This is a genomic window from Flagellimonas baculiformis, from assembly GCF_033441575.1.
GTDB lineage: Bacteria > Bacteroidota > Bacteroidia > Flavobacteriales > Flavobacteriaceae > Flagellimonas > Flagellimonas baculiformis.
This window is the reverse complement of sequence record NZ_JAUZVW010000022.1, coordinates 1-20,671: the sequence shown is the minus strand read 5'-3', so window position 1 is coordinate 20,671 and position 20,671 is coordinate 1. Positions and strand designations below refer to the sequence as shown.

General features: G+C 42.5%; 12 protein-coding genes. All 12 read right to left on the bottom strand.

Annotated elements, in window-relative coordinates:
- Nucleotides 1-568: 568 nt before the first annotated feature.
- Nucleotides 569-943, bottom strand: coding sequence for a hypothetical protein (locus SD450_RS18910; protein ID WP_318345928.1), 375 nt, complete (start codon nucleotides 941-943; stop codon nucleotides 569-571).
- A 48-nt stretch (nucleotides 944-991) separates the two neighbouring features.
- Entirely contained in the window at nucleotides 992-3,835 is a 2,844-nt protein-coding gene (locus tag SD450_RS18905) for a M16 family metallopeptidase (protein WP_318345927.1), read from the bottom strand.
- Between the two features lie 10 nt (nucleotides 3,836-3,845).
- Complete coding sequence (locus tag SD450_RS18900; RefSeq protein WP_318345926.1) at nucleotides 3,846-6,110, bottom strand: Gldg family protein; 2,265 nt, start codon at nucleotides 6,108-6,110, stop codon at nucleotides 3,846-3,848.
- Between the two features lie 33 nt (nucleotides 6,111-6,143).
- A complete protein-coding gene (locus SD450_RS18895) occupies nucleotides 6,144-7,076 on the bottom strand; it encodes an ABC transporter ATP-binding protein (RefSeq protein WP_318345925.1) in 933 nt (310 codons plus the stop codon).
- A 20-nt stretch (nucleotides 7,077-7,096) separates the two neighbouring features.
- A complete protein-coding gene (locus tag SD450_RS18890; RefSeq protein ID WP_318345924.1) occupies nucleotides 7,097-9,469 on the bottom strand; it encodes a Gldg family protein in 2,373 nt (790 codons plus the stop codon).
- Nucleotides 9,470-9,572: 103 nt separating this feature from the next.
- Nucleotides 9,573-11,108, bottom strand: coding sequence for a PKD-like family lipoprotein (locus SD450_RS18885; protein ID WP_318345923.1), 1,536 nt, complete (start codon nucleotides 11,106-11,108; stop codon nucleotides 9,573-9,575).
- 54 nt (nucleotides 11,109-11,162) lie between these two features.
- Nucleotides 11,163-11,876, bottom strand: a complete 714-nt coding sequence (locus tag SD450_RS18880) for a DUF4843 domain-containing protein (RefSeq protein ID WP_318345922.1) — start codon at nucleotides 11,874-11,876, stop codon at nucleotides 11,163-11,165.
- A gap of 20 nt (nucleotides 11,877-11,896) precedes the next feature.
- Entirely contained in the window at nucleotides 11,897-13,366 is a 1,470-nt protein-coding gene (locus tag SD450_RS18875; protein ID WP_318345921.1) for a RagB/SusD family nutrient uptake outer membrane protein, read from the bottom strand.
- Between the two features lie 10 nt (nucleotides 13,367-13,376).
- The gene (locus SD450_RS18870) at nucleotides 13,377-16,508 is read right to left on the bottom strand and encodes a SusC/RagA family TonB-linked outer membrane protein (protein ID WP_318345920.1); all 3,132 of its coding nucleotides are present in this window, start codon (nucleotides 16,506-16,508) and stop codon (nucleotides 13,377-13,379) included.
- A gap of 389 nt (nucleotides 16,509-16,897) precedes the next feature.
- Nucleotides 16,898-18,067 (bottom strand): FecR family protein, encoded by a 1,170-nt coding sequence (locus tag SD450_RS18865; RefSeq protein ID WP_318345919.1) that lies wholly within the window; start codon nucleotides 18,065-18,067, stop codon nucleotides 16,898-16,900.
- Nucleotides 18,068-18,280: 213 nt separating this feature from the next.
- On the bottom strand, nucleotides 18,281-18,802 hold the full coding sequence (locus SD450_RS18860) for an RNA polymerase sigma-70 factor (RefSeq protein WP_318345918.1): 522 nt from the start codon (nucleotides 18,800-18,802) through the stop codon (nucleotides 18,281-18,283).
- An 888-nt stretch (nucleotides 18,803-19,690) separates the two neighbouring features.
- Nucleotides 19,691-20,527, bottom strand: a complete 837-nt coding sequence (locus SD450_RS18855; protein WP_318345917.1) for a DUF932 domain-containing protein — start codon at nucleotides 20,525-20,527, stop codon at nucleotides 19,691-19,693.
- Nucleotides 20,528-20,671 lie beyond the last annotated feature (144 nt).

The following is a 20,671-nucleotide window of genomic DNA, read 5'->3' as shown; positions in this document are numbered from 1 at the left end:
AGGTGGGTCACTTTCGTCCGGCCAGCTATGGTCACTTTGAACCGGCGAGGGTGGTATACTATGTCCGGCGTTTCCAATTTATGGACAAAACCTGTCTTGGCCTTGACAGGTTCTATGAGGGCCTTAGGAATTCCATCTGACCCATTGGCAAGGGAGTGTACGGGAAGTTAAACGACCGAGGGTAATGGTGTCCTGATAGGAAGTCCTTGGGCACTGCCCTGTTTTTCGATGCCCCGAAAAACAACAAGGGCTTCTTTTATTATGGACCCCTTAAAATTTGATGGGCGGCCGGACGGATTTGCGGCCTTGCACAGCAAAGCCCCAAGAAGGGTTTGCAAAGGAAGGGCGCACCAAAAATCCGTTTGGACGACTTCCGTATTGGCCAAATAACAATGCATCAACCATGCGATGGCAATGGGTCAAAAGTACTTACTGGGCTCCTTTTTAATCTGTCCGGAACAGCCCCCCTGATCGTTAGGGGAAGGTCCGCTCAACTTGGGCATTGAAGTTTTCATGCTGTCCTTTAAGGCCTGTCGTCGTTTCTCATAGATCCAGAGCCTCAATCGATTCAAAAGGCCCATCTCATATTCGGACAGTTGTTGGGGAGTAACCTGCTCCATGGCCTCATTGTCCAAGATCTCGATGACCTTGCAAGCCCTTTTGGACGGCTTGTCGTTCTTGTCACTGCACTATAACGGAACAGTATGGTCCGGCGCAGCACCTCCCTGACGAATTCCATGGTTTCCAAAAGTTCCACCGACATCATCTGATGGAACGTAAAGTAGATGGTATAGAACTCGGTTTCCATGCAATTTTGGGACAAATCTTTCAGCACAGGTATGATCAGGTTCACACTTTTTCTATGGTGCTTGATCAAAAAACCGATCTCCGTCCAGGCCGTTGGAGCACATTTGACGGTAGAACACAAATATGCACCGCACATCTTATAGGCATTCCAAGATCAACTTTGGATTATCCACTTTATTTGAGCCTATTGGGTATGCGGCCCATAGCTTTCGGGATATAGAACAAGTTTTATTTGGTTTGCCGCATTTAGGTATTGCTGCATAAGTGCATTGACCTTGGGAACTTTTAACTTCTTCAACCTTTTCTCCATTTTATGAATCTCTTCCAAATCTTCACCATACGTATATTTGGACTTCAAATAATTTAGCCAATAGCTGTTCTGCCGCAACTTGATCTCATGTTGTCTTAGATTTTGGGCTTTGAATTTATTTAAATCCCCATCATTGGCTCCATCCTTCATTATTTTCATTAATTCGTCCCTTGTGGCATCAATCAGCTGTTCCGCACGATCTGGTGCACAACTAAAGGATATGGACAATGAAAAATAGGGATTTGGTATTTCTACGTGGCTTATTGCCACCGAAGGACTGTAAACGCCACTCTCCTTTTCGCGTAGTCGTTTGACCAACCTATCATCCAAAATTGCTTTTAGCGCTTTTAAGGCCATGTCGTTCCCAGGCGAGCTTTCATAATCATCGTGAAAAGCCAATACCACTGTTGCTTTATCTTCCAACCCTTTGTACACATTGCGCTCAAATGTTCCGGAGATGGGTTTAATACCAACATCTTTAAAAGTTTCCTCGCGTTCAAAGGATGGCAATGCCCCAAGATACTTTGCAATGGGCCCAATAATACTATCCTTATCAAAACTTCCCACCAATACAAACGTATAATCACTAAAATCCTTAAAACGATCCTTATAAAATTCCATGGCCTTATCCAGGTCCACATTTTCCAATTGCATACTGTCTATTCCTTTTGCCCATGCACCACGTCCTTTCATGGCTACATTTACACTATCTTGAAAAACAGCCATTGGGTTATCGTATTTATTGGTCAAGGATACCTTGTAGTTCTCCAAAATGGTATTGAACGTGGTAGTGTCTCTTCTAGGTTGGGTAAAATAGAGATACATCAATTTAAGGGCTGTCTCAAGATCTTTATTCGCCGTGTAACCTTTGATTCCCTCCGAATAGGTGCCAATATATGGGGAAACGGCCAAGGTTTTTCCCGACATTTTTTTATTGAGCTCCAAACTGCTAAAGGTTCCCGCTCCGGAAGATGCTATTATATTATCAGCCAATTTCGCCGACGGTAAATCTTCTTTGCTGGCCAAAGACACCCCCCCAGGGCTAAAGCCTGAAAATAGGATTTCATCATTTTTAAAGTCTGTTTCTTTAAGAACAACCTTAACACCATTGGTAAGTTTGTACTCTGTTGCCCCAATGGATTTAACTTTTTTGGTCGATAACACTGCACCTCCTTTTTCAAGATCGACCAGCAAAGGTCCATCGTTCCCATTATCAATGTATGCCTCAATATTTTCATCCAAATTGCTGACCCATGACTTTAAATCATCCTCATCGGGCAATAACTCCTTATCCTTTTCGGATGCTTGCAATAGAACAATCCGGTTCTGATCGGTGACCCAGGATTTTATGGTATGGTTCAGGTCTTCCAGGGTTATTGTGTTCAGCCCTTTTTTATAGAATTCATAGGAATAGTCCATACTCATAAAGGCTTCACCATAAAGAAAATGTTTGAGGTATTGATTCACATAGGACTTGGAAGACACATGCTCTTTTTCATGGTAATTTTTTGTAATGGCATTTTCAAAGTTCAACTTGACCCGCTCCCACTCCGATTGGGTAAATCCATGCACAACGGCCCTGTTTACTTCATCCATAACACCTTGTATGGCTGATTGCAGTTCCTCCGCACTCTTGGCCACAACTTGAATCGTGAAGGCATCTAGATTTCCTATACCTCCTTGATACGCTCCATAGCTGGCACTTGCCTTAAGGTAGGGTGCAGTACCCCTTTCTATTTGCTCGGCAATTCGCAGCGCAACAAGATTGTTGACAGCAGACCGGATTATTGCGTCCAAAAAATCCTTCTCTGTTTTAATCAGTCTTCTAGGGTGCTTGTAGATTATTGTTGCCACACTATATGGGAACTCGGGATCCGTAACAATCTTTACCAAGGCTTTTTTATTTCCGGGAACCGTGTATGCTTCCGGCATAGTGGTTTCTTTTGCTCCCTGCAAGGTTCCAAAATAGGTCTGGACATAGTCCTCCACCATTTTTTTATCGAAATCACCAACGGCAATAATCCCTTGCAATTGGGGACGGTACCATTTCTTATAATATGCCCTGAGTGTATCGTGCCCAAAATTATTGATGATTTCCATTTTTCCGATCGGGATACGATCGGCATATCTTGAGTCAGCCAGGAGTACGGGAAGAAGTTCTTCGCTCATCCGTTGCGAAGCATTTTTTCCCCGTTGCCTTTCTTCCTCAACGATTACCCCTCTCTCAGCATTTATCTCTTCACTACCTAAGGCAATATTGCCCGCCCATTCCGAAAGAATTTTGAAAGCGGTTTCGAAAACTTCCTTGTCATCTGTGGGAACCGGTAATTGGTACACGGTTTGATCAAAGCCTGTATATGCATTTAAATCTGCCCCGAAACGTACTCCAGCAGCTTGTAAATAATCGATCAATTGATTTTTGGGAAAGCTTTTGGTACCATTAAAAGCCATATGCTCCGTAAAATGAGCCAATCCTTGCTGCCCATCGGTCTCTTGTAAAGACCCCGCCTTAACCACTAAATACAGTTCCGCATTTTCGCGAGGCTCCCTATTCTCCCTTATGTAATAGGTAAGCCCATTGGACAAAGTGTCAACCACAACCTCCCCATCCAATGGAATACGTTGTTCCGGTACAATATCAGCGTTTTGGGCATTACCTGCAAAAAGGTTAATTAGACAAAAAACAATGCCGCTTTTTAAAATGGAATGTACTTGCACGAATATTCTGTTATTTTCTTTTTCTAATCATTAGTAAACCTGCGCCAATGGCGCCTACAATCAAAGGTAAGATCAATGCATATCCTACTTTTAATGCCACTATCTCCGATCGGGATACTTTTATAACGGTATCTATGGCCCTTGGTCTTGAAGTATTCACTGGGTACTTGCCATCATTGAGCCAGCGGAATATTCTCATGGCAAAGGATGCATTTACGGTGTTCAGGTTATTGCGTGCCATTTCGGAATTGCTCAGAAAATCCGCATCTCCGACCACCATGATTTTTTGATCTTTATCCTTTACTTTTCTTTCCAAAGTGACGGCCACGGGCATAGCCACCCGATCATCAACCTCGGTATCAAAGAAGATCCTTTGCGTCTCCAAATCAAACGGCTCCATTCTGTTCCACGCCACCTCCTTGTTCGTGGTCATTATAGGCGTTATCTCAAAATCGGGGTTTCCCGAAATTTGAATTCCCATGGCTGTTGGAAAGGAAACAATTGCTCCACTATAAAACTTAAAGCCTTGGTTTTGTGCTTCTGAAGTAAATACCCCTTGGATAAGGTCCAGGGAATGGTCTTCACTTTCTTGCAATAGCATTCCTTTATGGAACGAAATACCCAATTTGGCCAATATTCCCTCCATGTTACCACTTTTTCCCGGCTCTGCTGTGATCAAAAGATTTCCTCCCTGGTCCACATAATCCAAAAGGACTTTTTCCTCGTCTGCGGTGAAGGATTGTTTTGGGTCCGCCAACACAATGGCATCCAAACTATCGGGTATCATTTTATTTTTCTCCAATAAAATATCCATGGGCTGAAATCCTTGGTTTATCAAGGAACCTCTGGTGTTGGTTCCATTCATGATTATTTCATATCCCCCATCTTCCATTTTATGGATACTGCGTTCGTTGTGACCTTGCACAAACCCAATATACGAAGGCTTATCGAGAATCCGCTTCAAAGCCGCGGTGATCTCCGATTCATTGGGGTAGGCCAAGATATCATCGAACATTCGTAAAGGTGTAGTTTTATCTTTATATTGGATAAACCTGACCAATCGATTGTTTTCTGGAATCAAATCGATTTTTTTCTTGATTTCCTCCGGGGTCAACAAATCGTCAAAATCAAATTTATGTGCCGATGCCGCTTTCTTGGCTTTTTCCAAGAGTGTGGTAGTGGTGTCGTTATATTTCACCAAAGTGTCGTAATAAATGATGTATTCCATCTCCAAATCCGGTTTGAACCTTCTATATTTTTCGAAATGGTTCAAATCCTTGATCCTATTTTTTGGAGCTCCTTTGGAAGCACTGTAATGAACAATGTTTACATAACTAGTAATTTTCAAGGGCGCTTCCAACCGATCGATGATCTCTTGGGAATATTCGGTTAGGGTCCTATCCTTGAACCTTGTGGTATCGTAATATCCATTTATGGATGGCAAGGAGGAAATATAGCCTATTGCCACCGGAACAATTATGGCCAATACATATCTTAGAACACGCAAGGATTTCTTTTTGGATTTCCTTTCGTCCTGTAATTTGAGCACGGTCAGCATCAAAAACATGCCCATTACCATCAGGAAATAGATTATGTCCTTACTAGCGATCAATCCATTGACCAGATTATCGGTACGTCCGGATATGGATAACCAATAGGTAATATCACGAACAAAATCATGGCTTTGCCCGATGTTCCCGATAAAGCTCAACAAGGCCAATACCGCTAAGGTGCTTATCGCCGATACCACCTGGTAAGCGGTTAGACTGGACATAAACAATCCTATGGAAGCATAGGTGCAGATCAATAGATAGATTCCCAAAATACCTCCAAGAACAAATGGGATGTCCAAATTGGCTATTGAATGATTTCCCACCACTACAAAACTTAGCAGCACCAAGGATAAGAGTAATCCATAAATTGCAATGGACAAAAATTTGCCCAAGACCATTTGGGGAACGGTAACAGGGGATGATTGCAGCAGTTTGATGGAGCCACTGCTGGTTTCCCTACTGAATAGGCCCATCGTGAGCAATGGAATGTATAGATATAAGTTCTCCTGTATCTTGGCCAATATTCCATGCTCCCCGGCAAACAAGACTTTGGAAAGTACATTCAATGGTCGACCCAACTGCTGATTGGTTTCCTGGCTGTACAATACGTCTGCAAAGGTTATTCCGGTCTGCGCAATGAAAATCACCAATACAAGCCACGCAATGGGCGAATAGAACATTATACTTAGCTCCAATTGGGCAATTCTAACTATTTTTTTCATCTATTGGGGTTCAAATAATTGAAGTAAAGCCTTTTAGTTCTTGGGTGCCTTTCCAGAAAGCTGTGCAAACACACCATCCAAGGATGTTTTTTCAAAATAGATTTCGGATAACGACCAATCCTTGTCCACACTGCACTTTATCAATCTTTCCGTGATATTGTCCTTACCTTGGAACGTGATCCTCACTCGGGAACCATCGATAAAGGAAACACTGGCAACACCTTCAACCTCCAATAGATCTTGCTCTGCAGGAAGTTCTTTCATTTCCATGATCAAGGTATTGGGCTCGATGTAATTATTAAAGGCATAAAGGGTGTCCGCAAACACTATTCGACCGTTCTCCACCATGACGATATTATCACATGTGGCCTGAACCTCGGATAGGATGTGTGTTGATAGGATTACGGCACGGTCCTCAGCAATCTCTTTGATAAGTTTTCGAACTTCCAAAATCTGGTTTGGGTCCAGTCCGTTGGTGGGTTCATCCAAGACCACCAACTTGGGATTATGGATAATGGCCTGGGCCAGTCCAACCCTTTGTTGGTATCCGCCCGAAAGATTTTTGAGTACCCTTTTGCTAAAATGGGATATACCACATTTTGCTTTCGCAATTTCCAGTGCTTCCGGAATCTTCTTTGAAGGGATAGATCGCAAATGGGCACAATGAATCAAATACTCATCAACTGTCAGTTCCGTATGCAGCGGTGCTTTTTGAGGTAAGAACCCAATCAATTTTTTAGCCTCAACAGGTTGCTCCCTCATATTGATCCCATCAATGTAGACCTCACCCTCGGTTTGATTGATTACTCCGCACAATATGTTCATTGTGGTGGATTTACCTGCACCATTGGATCCCAACAATCCCATGATACCTTTGTTGAAAACCTCAAAATTAATATCCCTTATCGCCCAATCCCTACTGTATCGGTGCGATAAATTTTTAACCTTGGCTATACTTATTTTCATCTGTTCGTCTATTATCGTTCTTATTTTCTTTTCCTTTTCATCAAGATGGTGGCCCCGGAAACGGCAATCAACAATGGTAAGATCCCCATGAGCACGATCTTGATCCAAGAAAGGTCTTTTTGGTCCACTGTAATTGTATTGTCGATGGCCTCAGGTCGTGTTATATCCACCGGAAATTCCCCATTGGCAAACCATTTAAAAATCTGTGTTCCCAAACTAAAGTTCCCAGTCCGTAAATTAAATCGGCTTAATTCCGCATTACTTAAAAAATCCGCATCCCCGGAAACAATGATCTTTTGTTCCTTTCCATTTATGTCCCGGCTTAGTGCCATGGAGATTGGAACTTCTTCTTCTTGTCCAAAAAATACCTTGAAGTCATGATCTGGTGTGCCCACATCAATGGCGTTCTTACCCTTTACTTTACTGATGGGTGCGTTTCCAGTTATTCTCCCTTTATGGGCAGTATTAAGATTATAGGAATATAGGTTTCCCTTATCGAAAGGTATTGTATCCTTTTTTGCATATGCCTTTTGTGCCTTGGCAATAGTCAACGGCACAATAGTGAACTCCGACTTTTCCATGGTCTCCAATCCCATGGCTCCGGCATGAGTGATAATCGTATCCCTTTTTAGCTGAATTCCTATTTGATCCGTCTCTGGACCCAATACAGCTTTAAGTACGTGCAATTCCAAATCCTCCGATTGTTGGGTCAATTGAGCTGGGCTGAACTTAATGCCCAATACATTCAAAATAGGTTGCAACAAGTGTGATTTTTTCGGTTCTCCAGCAATCAACAAATTACCCCCATTGTTAATATAATCTTGAATTTTGCCTTGCTGTTCGACCGAGTAGGGAACAATGGGATCGGCAATGACCAAAGCTACAAGGGAGTCCGGTATCATGATATCCGGTCTATTCTCAATTTCCACAACATCAAATCCTTGATTGATGAGTGAGTTTCTGAATGTTAGGTTATGGATCAAGTCCTCATAGTCACTGTCCCCAGACTTGCTCATACTCCGTTCGCCATTCCCCCTAAGAACCCCAATCACAGGAGGTGGAACCAATAGTCTTTTGATAGCAGCCGAAATTTCTGATTCACCGGGATAGGTTATCATATCGAAGAACATTCTAAGGCTTGAGGAACGATCTTTGTAAATAACCTTGCGGACAAATGCATTCCGTTCTGAAGACAGATCTATTTTCCGCCTTATTTCTTCCGGCCTTAAAACCTTTTCGAAATCAATTCCATAAGCAGTAGCGGACCTTTGGGCCATTTCTTCCAGTGAATTGTATTGGAAATCCCGTTTCGTAAAAGTAGAGTCAAAATACATCACGTAATCCATATTTAAATTTGGAAGAAACCGTGTGTACTGATCAAACTTACTTTTATCGAAAATCCTGAATTTTGGTGAACCCAAATGGGCGAAACTATTTATAATGTTAACATAAGTGGTTATGGTAAGGTCTCCGTCCAATTGACCGATAATCTCCTTACTTTTATCCGTCAAGGTCATTTTTTTGAAGCGAGTGGTGTCATAATAAGCATCCACCAAAGGTAGCGAGCTCACATAACCCAAGGTGATTACCCCTACGATCAAACCCATATACTTTAAGGTCACCGTTGCAGAGCTTGTGGTTTTTCTTCCTTTGTTCAATCGCATAACAGTGAGTGTCAGAAACAGGAAAATGACCAAAAGAAAGTATATGAAGTCCTTGCTGCTTATAAGGCCATTAATAAAATTATCGGCGCGTCCCGATATGGAAAGCCAATAGGTGATGTCCCGGACCACATCCACACTCTGTCCTATTGTCCCAACAAAGTTCAACACGGCCAAAATAGCGAGTGTTCCGATTGCAGCCACCACTTGGTAAGGGGTAACACTGCTCATAAAGAGCCCTATGGATGCATAGGCACATATAAGAATATACAGCCCTAGAATACCCCCGGCGAGAAATTTAAAGTCCAGTTGCTCGATACTAAAGGAGGCCACAAAAACCATAAGCAACAAAACGGCCACCAACAAAAGACCATAGGCCATCATGGAAAGAAACTTCCCCAAAACGATTTGCTTACTGGTAACCGGTGAAGAAAACAACAATTTAATGGAACCTGAACTTAGTTCCCTGCTCAACAGACCCATGGTCAACAAGGGAATATAGAGATAGAGCTTGTTTTGTATTGCGGAGAAAAAACCATTGTGTCCGCCAAACACGCCCACTGTAAGATCGTTAAGGTTTGTTCCCAATTGTTGGGAGGTTTCCTTGGCATCCAACAAATTGGTAAATGTCAGGCCGCATTGTACCATAAAAATGACCAAGGTAAGCCAGGCAATGGGGGAATAAAAGAGTAGGCCAAGCTCCAGCTTAGCTATTTTGATTATTTTCTTCATTAACAGTAAAACTTTGTTGAGAACTTTAAAGGATATTATTAAAGCAATCCCCTGCCCCAAGGATAACTAATTCAAAAAATGGGCAGGGGACATTCCAGCTTTCCTATAATTGTGTGGCTATCGCCGTCACTTTACCAAAACCGCTGTACACTTCAATATTTGGAGTATCTATGTTACCAATTCCTGTATTGATAAATGGCAACAAATAGACATGCCCGGTTGTATTGTCAAATGTGGACATAATTAAGGCCTTGTTGTTCAAAGGCATGTATTCACCAGAAAATCTTCTGGGATAATCGGCTTGTCGATACACTTGCAAGGTGGTGATATTTTCTCCTGATGGAACCGCATACCGCTCCTCGATGGTCGGGGTGGCCGTTCCATAGAGAACGGCATAAACCTTTGTCGCCGTTGCATAATACATTACTTTTTGGTCATCCAAAAAAGCGAAGTTTTCAGCCTCTTCAATTCCCGGTGCATTGGTCAAGTCAAATTTAGCAATTGGTTTGGGGGGCTCGGGTGATGGAAATCCACTTACCCCTTCGTCAAACATGAACAAGGCGACCTCGCCTGTCCCATTATTTTTCAGTAGGTGCATAAACTCCCCTGTAGTGCTTACGCCCGCGGCCAAATTCACATAACCCGGTTGTGTTGTAGGGTCAAATGCGCCAGCAGCACTATTTGGCGTGGCATACATGGTGTTGTCGCCAAACGGGGTGACGGATGGTTGGTACACAAACTGACCGTTCACCTCATCGTAAAAACTAATGACCACTATCGGGTTGCTCGCTCCATTGGCTGCTATAATGTCGGGTGCGGTAAAATCAGAATCAAAAGGCAGTCCGATTTTTGTTGATGCCCCCAAATAGGTGGATGTTATTGTTCCATTGGCCAAATAGAGATCTCCTTGGTTTACCCCTCCCAAGGCCTGTGGTTCGTAATTACTTCTTTCCGCATAAAACAAATCGCCATTGCTACCTCCAAAAGTGTAATCCAAAGTGTTTATCGTATAGATACTTGTCCCGGTTATACCGAACATGACATCGTCCCTTCCCAATTTTGTGTAGCGCATTTGTTTGGTAATCCCCGGAATTGTGGCGCCATTGATTGCAGAGTAAACATTGTGCTTTACACTGACCGCATCGTAATCCGGCGTCACCGACGGCGACATGATATGGCTAATATCGGTGGATGACCCATCTTCTGTGTGGGCCACCACCAAACCTTCACCGATATTGTTCAACACCCTTACCGGCCAGGCAAAAATATGGTCCAAATTTGTGCGGGTATTCGTTACGGTATATACCAGTTGATGGAAGTTACCTGAAAGGTTGGGTTTAAACTCAATTAAAAAATCAAGATTTCTTTCGTTGCCAATAACTTGATAAATCGTATCGTTTGGCTTTAGATTAATCTTCCATTCGTATGAAAGTTCACTTTCGGAAAGTCCTTGATGATCCAATTCCGGTATCACTTTCAAATTCTCAAATTGATAAACTGTCAGTGTTGCCACTCCAGTGGTATCGAGTGTAATATCCGGTATTTTATTTACATCCAATGTACTGTTGTCATCGTAACAGGAGGATGCAAATAGCCCTATCCCAAAAGCAATTAGGGTTATATATAATAGTTTTTTCATTTTTAAATTTTTAAGGTTATTCTGCATTCTTCAATGAAAAAGTTCCGCGAATCATCAATAGATCGGAACTATGGGTTGCCCAACATTTGGCCCATCATCGTGCAACAATGGAGCATCTGGGTTTTCCTCATTGTACTTTCGTATATAATCTCCAAATTGAACGCCCTTTACCTGGGCTCCGGTTGGTCCAAGAGCACGATAATCATCTATGGTAAAACTGGTCATTCCTGTTGATGCCACAAAGGCTCGGTAGGCTGCTGTACTGGGGTAGCGACAAAAGAAGAATCGGTAATACCTCCAGTCGGGAACAATCACTTTATTGGTCCAGGTGAACACATGATCTATGCTTTCCGTATTCCCTTTTCTAAAATCCTCGGAATCTGTAATCTGCAAATGAACCGAAACTTCCGTAGTATCCAATTGTTGGGAATTGAACACTTTCAAATACAGACGACCCTCAAATTCACCAGAGGCCACAATGCCTTGTTGAATTTCATAGAGGCTTGGGCTGGCTGTTGTCAATGAATCCTGAACCACTATTACCTTGAAAAAACGTTCGTTGCTCAATGTATCCCCTATAATACGGGTTGGAATTTCCGTAATAAACTCATTGGAAGGATTCTCCAGAAACGAATAGCTCGAAACTTCCTGAAGAAAGTTTATCCCACTAAAATCATTCTCAAATTCACCTATTTCGTCTTTGTTACAAGAACTGATAATGAGTACTGCTCCCAGCAGTACCATTAAACTCAATGTATATTTTCTCATTTTTAAAATGGTTTCAAATTTTAGTTTTGGCCCACAAACTGTGCTTCACTATCTGGATAGGGAAGTACATAGACTTCGTCATTTAGCTCTACCGTTTCGGATAGACCGGGAATCACGGTTTCCCCGGTACGTTTGTAGAAATAAAAGAGTTGTCCTTCGCCAATAAATTCTTTTCGATACTCCTTTTTCAGTTCTTCCCAAACGGTCCCAGAGTCTGAGTCCAATGGAATTGGTTCCAGTATTCCCCTACTTCTTCGAACAGTGTTCAAATAGGTTATGGCCTGCTCCAAATTTTCTGAGGCCCAGTAATGCTCTGCCGCGATATAGTACATTTCGGGCAACTTGATCAAAGGCATCTGATTTGGGTAATCGGTACCGGATTGAATCAATTTGGTGCTTACAAGACCTCTAGTCTCAGATTTAAGTAAAGTGTTGAATCGAACATCGGCAAGGCCTATGTTCACCTCATCGGTTTCAAAAATGCTATCTGCCATTTGTGTGGTCAGGTAAATGGCATCGTAATTGGTACCATCGTCACTGGCCGTTAAAATAGGGTTGACTATGTCCGCAAAACCATTGATATCCAAACAGAACAGTACTTCCTGATAAAGAATTGGATCGCTTGCAATTGGATATGAATCCGATTGTATAAGCACTGCACCTGAGTTGGCAATCACCGTCTCAGCAGCAGCTGCTGCATCGCTGGTATTTCCTTCCCAAAGTAGTTTTCTGGCCTCCAATGCTTTCACCGCATAATAATTCATGCGCTGCTCACGATTTTCATAAAATCCGTTTCTATTTACTTCCAAGTAATAATCTGCTGGACGATTCCCGTCTTGATATATCGGGTCTTCCTTAAGAAGTTCCAAGGCAAGGTCGATATCTTCCTGCATGCGATCAAAGGTCTGCGCATAGGTCATCGGCGATACCAAATCTTTATCAAAACTTACCACATAAGGAATGGTATATTCTCCCATCAAACTTTGACGTTCGCCCAAATCACCATAGCCATACAATCGCATGAGGTCTAGGTGGACAAAAACCCTGAGACCAAGCAGCTCTCCTTTAATGATGGCATAGTTAATCGGGTTTAACACCTCCTGGTTTTTGTCAATATACTCCAACGCCAGGTTAATATTGGCCAACACATTATAGGATCGTATCCAAAGTGCATCAACCTGATCCGTTGCCTGTGGACCTCTATAATTAAATTGTTGAACCTCATCATATAATGCCAAGGATGGTAAAGCCGCATATTGTTGGGCCAATAAATCAACAAGGTTCCAGGTCATATCCTTTGCGTACAGATTGGGCGAAGTCATTCCCAAATAGACGCCCATCAATGCATCCTTGAAACCGTCCTCGTCACTAAATTGTTGGTCCGCGGTAATCTTTGCATTGGAGGTTTCATCCAACCAGTCATCGCTACAGGCAATGACAAGTATGGCCGCCAGCAAGGTCATTAGTGTTTTTTGAATAAATGCTTTCATAAGTATAGTATTATAGGTTGGCCATTAAAGAGAATGTCATAGATCTGGAGAAGGGGTACTGTGTTCCCCTTTCAATTTCTATGGAAGAGAATTTGGCTACTTCGTTCATGTTAAAACTCAAGCGCAATCTATCCAATCCCATGGCTTTGGTTATACGTGGTTTAAACTCGTAATACACATTAATGGCTGCGATATCCAACTCGTTCCTATCCTGTACAAACCGTGAGGTGGCCCTTGTTTTTTCCTGAAGGCTGACAAATACATTGTCCCCATCTGGATCAACATTGTAGGTTCCCAATCTTTTGTAAAGTGCATGTTGCCCTGGATAGCGCCATCTACCGGTAAGTACGCGCTCATCTACATTGTAGTTCATATCCACATTCTCCACTTTATCCACCAAAGTCTGGTTGTAAAGTTGTCCGCCGCCTAAATATCTGGCCGTAACGCTTACCCCAAAACCTTCGTATTCCCCTGAGAAACCGAAAATTCCCCGGTATTTTGGGTTGCTGTTTCCTACAACAACCAAATCGGCGGCGTCCCACTCGTAGGTGGTACTTCCATCCTGTTTCATGTAGATTTCCTGTCCAGTGGAAGGATCGATCCCCAGTGAAGGTACCGCCCAAATAGCATTCATGGACATTCCATTCTCGTATCTGTTCACCGGTCTATTGTTGCCTCTATCCGCAGCTATCTTGTCCTGTGCATCATTGAAGCTTTGCAAGGCATCGGAAAGTTCGATAATCTTGTTCTCGTTGGTAGTTATACCTCCGTTAATCGAAAAATAATTCCTACCCCTGGACCACAATAAGTACGAAATGTTCGCTTCGATACCACTGTTCTTAACCTTGCCCAAGTTATCCTTGACACTGTTGAAACCACTATAATATGGTAGTGTTATATCTGTAATCAAGTTTTCCGTATAACTCTCGTAATAGTCGTAGCGAAGGGTCAATCCTCCGATCTTGATATCGAAACCGTTGTTGACATCGAATTTGGTTTCCCACTGTAGCCCAGGGTTACCCATATTCAAAGTATAGGAACCAACATTGTCTTGATATCTTGAATCAAGATAGTAACCGTAGGTCACAACAGATTCGTTGCTATTGAAGTTCTGGTTTCCGGTCGAACCCACCGAGGCTCTGATCCTAAATTGTTCGAATGGTGATTCTGCAAAAAACTTTTCGTTGTGCAGGTTCCAACCCAAACCAACACTCCAGAAATTGGACCATCTTTTATCGTCACCAAACTGGGATGACGCACTGGTCCTGAATGTAAAATCAGATAGGAATCGATTATCATAAATATAGGATCCAACAAACAAAAATCCAACATCCCTAGAGACACCACTAATCCCTGTAGGTCTTGAATCAAGGGCGTAAGATCGTGCAAAAACAATATCGTCCATTCTGCTACTTGGAAAACCTTCCGCCAGATGAATTACTTCCTCAAAATCCCTTTCGCTTACATTGAAACCGGCATTTCCAAACAACAAATGTTTCTTAAAGCTTTTGGAGTACTGTAGGTTAAGGTCTCCGTACAGGTAACTGCTTTGTCCGTTATTGACTTGGTAGGATCCTTTCCGATTTTTGTCGATCAAGGAATAGTTTTCAAATCTGGTATGCTCGGAGGGATAAAACTCATCCGCCTTGCTCTTTTTAAGATCTATACCGACACGGGCAATGGTTTTTAAAGCAGGCAGGATATTCCACTCCAAATAAAAATTATTCACAAAGTTCAAATAGCTTGAAGTGTTTTTGGAATCGAGCAAAGAATTATACAAGGGATTGGTATACTTTTCCCCGTTTGGGCCAATCTCCGCGTAATAGGGTATGCTCCCGTCAGGATTCCTGGCCCTCCAATAAGGGTTCATGATGGCATACTCATTAAATGTTCCGTAAGGGGACTCTTCGCCTACGTTATTGTTGATAGTGGTGCTGTTTTTAAAATTGAGGTTCTTTACCCTATAAAATGCGGTAAGATTACCTCCAATGTTCTCCCGCGAAGATCCCTTCATTACCCCCACACTTTTTCTATAGTTTAGGCTGGCCTGCAAACGCAAATCCTTGTCACCCAATTCAACCCCCAAGGAATGTCTATGCCCAATGCCATTCTGCAATGGTTTTGCCATCCAATCCGTGTCCAGCCCTTCATTGGCCAATTTCAACCTGGATTGGTACAATTGCTGGAGCTCCACCAAACGGTCTGGATCTGCCAAGGAAGGCGTATAAAGACCATCGATAAGTTCGGCCTCCAATTTTTGAAAGGAGTTGGTCAAATTATAACTGGTCAAGTCCGGTAGTTCTACATCCAAATTGGTGGTATAGGTTACCAATGCACCTTCGCCGGACAATTGTTTGGTCTCGATTACCACAACACCATTGGCAGCTCTGGATCCATAAAGTGCCTTGGATGCGGCATCTTTGAGTATGGTTATGCGTTCCACTCGATTAAAGTCCAGATCGAACACCCTTTCTGCCGTGGCCTCAAATCCATTCAGGATAAAAAGTGGTTGGTTCGGATTTCTCAAATAATTACCCTTAAGGTTATCATCGGCTGCCGCCCCTGGAAATGTTGAAGTGCCTCTTATCTGTAAATCGGGTAAGTTGTTGGGGTTGGACCCCAAATCAAAATTATCCATCAGGCTAATGGAGGGATCAATATTCTGAATGGCCTGAAAAACATTTTGGCTCCCCACCTTCCTAAGATCTTCACTGGTAACCGTTACCGTAGCACCGGTATAGCTTTCTTCCTTTCGTTCAAAAAAGCCCGTAACAACCACCTCGGACAATTCGGCAAGGCTCTCTTCCATTTGGACATCTATGGTGGACTGTATCCCAACTTCCATGGCCAATGTTTTGTAGCCAACATGACTAAAAAGCAATATATCGGAAGGGGTTGCCTCAATGCTGAAACGACCATCCAAATCGGTTATTACCCCTTTATTGGTTCCCTTGACCACGACATATACTCCTATAAAGGGATTTCCAAATTCATCGATTACCGTTCCAGTTACAACGGACTGGTTTTCATCAAAATCATTTTTGGCCTTAAAATCATCTTTACTGCTCAATAAAACTTGATCTCCTATTACCTTGTACCCAGTGGCTGTTCCTTCAAAGACCTGTTGTAAAACCTTTGACATTTTTTGGTTGGTGGCCTTTAAGGACAATCTTCGGTTTAAATCGACATCTGTGGTCTTGTACGCAAATCTATATCGTGTGGAACTTTCAATTTTATCGATCAGATAGCTAACCGAAACATTTTCAACGTCCAATGTTATCAGCTGTTGAGGAGTAACCTTGGCCTGAAAAGAACTAAATGTACTGAATAATATAAGTAGCGACAGCTTGTTTTTAATACTTTGATTTAGAACATAGGTCAAGCTAAACCCTTTGTTCCTAAGGAGTTTTTTCATAATTTTGAAGTTAGTTAGTGGTTGGTTAAATCACTGAATTACTGATACGATCGGGAGATGTGTCACCATCTTCCGATTTTTTTAATATTGTTGCGTTGTCGTCATAGGCGATTTTTTTAATGGATTATTACTTTATTGTCTTGAATGGTATACTCTAAATCATATATCTCTTTGAGGTAAGCAAATACATTGTCAATGGATTCTGTACCAAAGTTGGCACTAAAGGTCTCTTCCCTATTTACCAAGCCCTCATCAGCCAGTATGGGAACATTAAAGTGCCTCTCCAATTTTTTTAACATCTCGGCAAAAGTCAAGTTCCTGAATATCAATTCACCGTCCACCCAACGGGTATACACATCCGTGATAACGGTCTGACTGGACATTTGATCGGTATTCTTGGTGTAGATTCCCATTTGACCGGGTTCGAGCAGTAACTCGGATGCCTGACCGTTGGGTGATGACGCTTGGGATGTAAGTTTGACCGACCCCTCTACCAAAACCACATCGGTCTGGACGTTTTCCGGAAAGGCAGTTATATTGAACTGGGTTCCGAGCACCTCAACTCCTACCCCTCCCATATGTACCTTAAAGGGTTGGTCTGAACGATGGGCCACTTCGAAATAGGCCTCTCCCTCCAGAAAAACATCCCTATCCATACCATCAATAAACTTTACAGGATATTTAAGCGAACTGCCTGCATTTACATGGACTACCGTTCCATCTGTCAAGGATAATTCAAATTTTCGCCCATAAGGGACTTTTATGGTGTTATAAACCAAGCTCTCCGCTTTCAATGCTTTATCGTAGGTTAATCTATTGTTCCGGACATTTCCCAAGGATTGCCCTTGAACATCAACAACCCGACCTTGATCCAGGGAATCCAGCAGCTTTATGGTTCCATCTTCCATTTCAAGTATAATGTGTTCTTGGTTGACCAATTTTTCCAAGGTATGAATTTGTGGCTCGGATGTTGTACCTGTGATATAAATTCCCAACGAAATAAGAACAAGGACTGCAGCAGCTATTCTTATCCAATACTTGGGGAAGGTGCTTTTTTTAACTTTAGCTCCCTTAGCATCCAAAATCCTTTGATAGATTTCATTGGCCCGGGTTTCATCAATGGTATTTGATGAATCCAAAAGGGACAATACAGTATCTTCTGACGGCAATCGTAAACCAGTATCCTTTTTTTGCAACAAAAGAACTAGTTCTTTCGACTCCGCTTCACTGCATCGATTTTGCACAAACTTGTTGACCAGTTGTTCAAATCGTTTTTGAGAATCCATCAAATAATGGTTTTTGTTGATGTTGTTCTTAGTAATACAATTGAAGACCGGTTTTGTACTACTCTTCGTTTAATTTTTTTTATTTGAAATTTAGGACATCAACATAGCTGCCTGATAATATGCGCTTTAACTGCCCTTAAGAAATTGGAAAATTTTATATTTAGGGTCTGAAAACAACTTCGATGAACCGACAGGTTCTTGCCAAAGGACCAACTATTCCATTGATAGGTTCAATGCAACCAAAACAAATAAAGAAATATCAGGATGTGAATTAAGGTAAGCTTTAATATCCGATAATGCCCTGCTCATTTGATTTTTAACGGTACTCAAGGAAATTCCAAGTTCCCTGCTTATGTCATCATAACTCATCCCCTTTTCCCGTGACATCTCAAAAATCAGTTTTCGTTTGGCAGGCAGACTCCTGATTGCCCTTTCCCGCAACAGGGTATATTCAGAATTGGTCAAATAATCCTCGACATCGTTTCGTGAAACCTGGCTTTTATGAAAAATCTCATCTCTAAGCCTATTGGTATTGGCCACTTTTTGTAAAAAATTCAAAGCTTTGTTCTTTGCAATGGTAAATATGTATGACTTAAAGGAAAGGTCCGGTTGTAAGGATTCGCTGTTTATCCAAACCGTCATAAAAACTTCTTGTAAAATTTCATCGGCCATTTCTTTTGATTTGACCAATCCAAATGCAAATGCGTGTAGTCCTCTGTGGTATTTTTGATACAAAGCATGGAAAGCCCTCTCGTTTCCCTTGATCAATTGATTGACCAATAATTTGTCGTTATCATGTGGAGCTTTTGAATCCAAATCTGGCCCATTTAAAATTCTTTCGTGAATCCAGTTTTCTTTTCAAGAACAAAAAAAAAGAAAACATTCAGCTTTTTCCAAAAAAACATTAAATATATTTAATTTATCATCAAGTTTTGTGAATGAATGCGTTAAACCGCAAAGTATTCTTTACTTTAATGTTAACCTGTCCAAAACTGAATATGTTGGCACTTGTAGAGAACGAATTATGAACATAGGTTGTAGGTAGCCATTAAGAGTATGGGACCATAAGGTGCAGGAATGGTTTTTTGGGTTCTTCACCTTGACATTCTGTATTTTAGTGAGTCATTACCTTACGAGAAAGTGAAAGATGGAAAAAGAAATGAAGGAAGTGATTTCAACCATCCTGCTGCGCCATCCCAATGATATGGGACTCGGTACAGGGCCAATGGCCGCGTCTTTGTTCCAAGCGTAACCTGGAAGGATTGGGTACCAACCCTACTCGTGAAGCAAATATATTTTTGTCGTTGTGGCCAACCCTTCCCCAAACGAATGGTCTTACCTCCATTTCGGTTTACCATAGCTTCGGTTGCATCCATGCCAACCACCCCCCCCTTTTCCTTTTCGGATGGACACCCTGCAACAGGGTTACAGACGGCCGTTCAAGGCATTATGGCAAGACAATGAACCCAATAAACCATTGGCCTTCTCGTCAAATGCTTCCAAGGCAATACCCATCAACCTTGTTGTCATGCCTCCTTTATTACACCTGAAAAATTGAAGTCACACCCAATCCAGTAAATACTCCGGTTTTGTGTAGGGCACCGGAGCGGCCCTTGATGGCAATCAGGCCATTTCATAAATGGTCTCGAACAATTGCTTGTCCAATCGTTCCTGCCGTGAGAAGCTCCGTTTGAGGCTGCGGTGCAATACCGCATTGAAGGCATTGTAACCCAACCAGAGGTTCGGGGTGGTGCCCAACTGAACGGCCTCGTTGTCCAAGATCTCGATGACCTCCCGTGCCCTTTTGGACGGTTCATCGTTGCGATCACTGCACTCATAACGGAACAGTTGGGTTCGGTGCAGCACCTCCCTGACGAATTCCTTGGTATCCAAAAGTTCCACCGACATCATCTGGTGGAACCTATCGGAGATGGTATAGAACTCGTTGTCCATGAATTTGCGGAACAGGCCTTCCAACTCGGGCATGATCAGGTTCACGCAGTGCTTATGATGCTTGATCGAAAAACCGATTTCCGTCCGGGCCACGTGCAGGCCATTGGAGCACACCATGCGATAGAAGCCAAAATGTCCCGAGGTACGTTCGCTCCCATCGTAGGAATTGGTAAAACGGAGCATGGGCAGGATGGCATCCTCCCGGTGCCCCACAGAAAACTGGGTGCTGTCGGTAAGGACAAAGTCCATGCTGAAACTCCGGTCCGATCGGTTGATGGTCTGGCGACGGTACTCCAAGCCCGTTTTGATGACCCGCTCCTCGGCTTTCCCGAAAAACAGTTCATTGGGAATGTGCCCGTAGCGTTTGGACACAATGTTCACGATCTTGCCATTGCTCACAATGGCCCGTTCCATCCCTTTTCGCGAGGGCATTCCGGTCAATTCTTCCAAAGGCCTGAGCTGTGTCGGTACAAAGACCTTGTCCTGTTGCAATCTGTTCAAATACATAATCATTGATTTTAGGTTAAACAATATTTGCAGGACGACCCAAACAGAAGGCAGGCTGTGGAGCGGCAAGGAAACGGAATCGTTACTTAGCCGATAGAAATAATATTGTTAGAACAGATACAGTTCTATCTTGAAATTAATAGT

Bases quoted from the DNA above. Each gene is read 5' to 3' on its own strand.
- SD450_RS18880 (WP_318345922.1), bottom strand. From the start codon at position 11,876: ATGAGAAAATATACATTGAGTTTAATGGTACTGCTGGGAGCAGTACTC.
- SD450_RS18895 (WP_318345925.1), bottom strand. From the start codon at position 7,076: ATGAAAATAAGTATAGCCAAGGTTAAAAATTTATCGCACCGATACAGT.
- SD450_RS18900 (WP_318345926.1), bottom strand. From the start codon at position 6,110: ATGAAAAAAATAGTTAGAATTGCCCAATTGGAGCTAAGTATAATGTTC.
- SD450_RS18870 (WP_318345920.1), bottom strand. From the start codon at position 16,508: ATGTCAAAGGTTTTACAACAGGTCTTTGAAGGAACAGCCACTGGGTAC.
- SD450_RS18855 (WP_318345917.1), bottom strand. From the start codon at position 20,527: ATGTATTTGAACAGATTGCAACAGGACAAGGTCTTTGTACCGACACAG.
- SD450_RS18885 (WP_318345923.1), bottom strand. From the start codon at position 11,108: ATGAAAAAACTATTATATATAACCCTAATTGCTTTTGGGATAGGGCTA.
- SD450_RS18890 (WP_318345924.1), bottom strand. From the start codon at position 9,469: ATGAAGAAAATAATCAAAATAGCTAAGCTGGAGCTTGGCCTACTCTTT.
- SD450_RS18865 (WP_318345919.1), bottom strand. From the start codon at position 18,067: ATGGATTCTCAAAAACGATTTGAACAACTGGTCAACAAGTTTGTGCAA.
- SD450_RS18910 (WP_318345928.1), bottom strand. From the start codon at position 943: ATGTGCGGTGCATATTTGTGTTCTACCGTCAAATGTGCTCCAACGGCC.
- SD450_RS18875 (WP_318345921.1), bottom strand. From the start codon at position 13,366: ATGAAAGCATTTATTCAAAAAACACTAATGACCTTGCTGGCGGCCATA.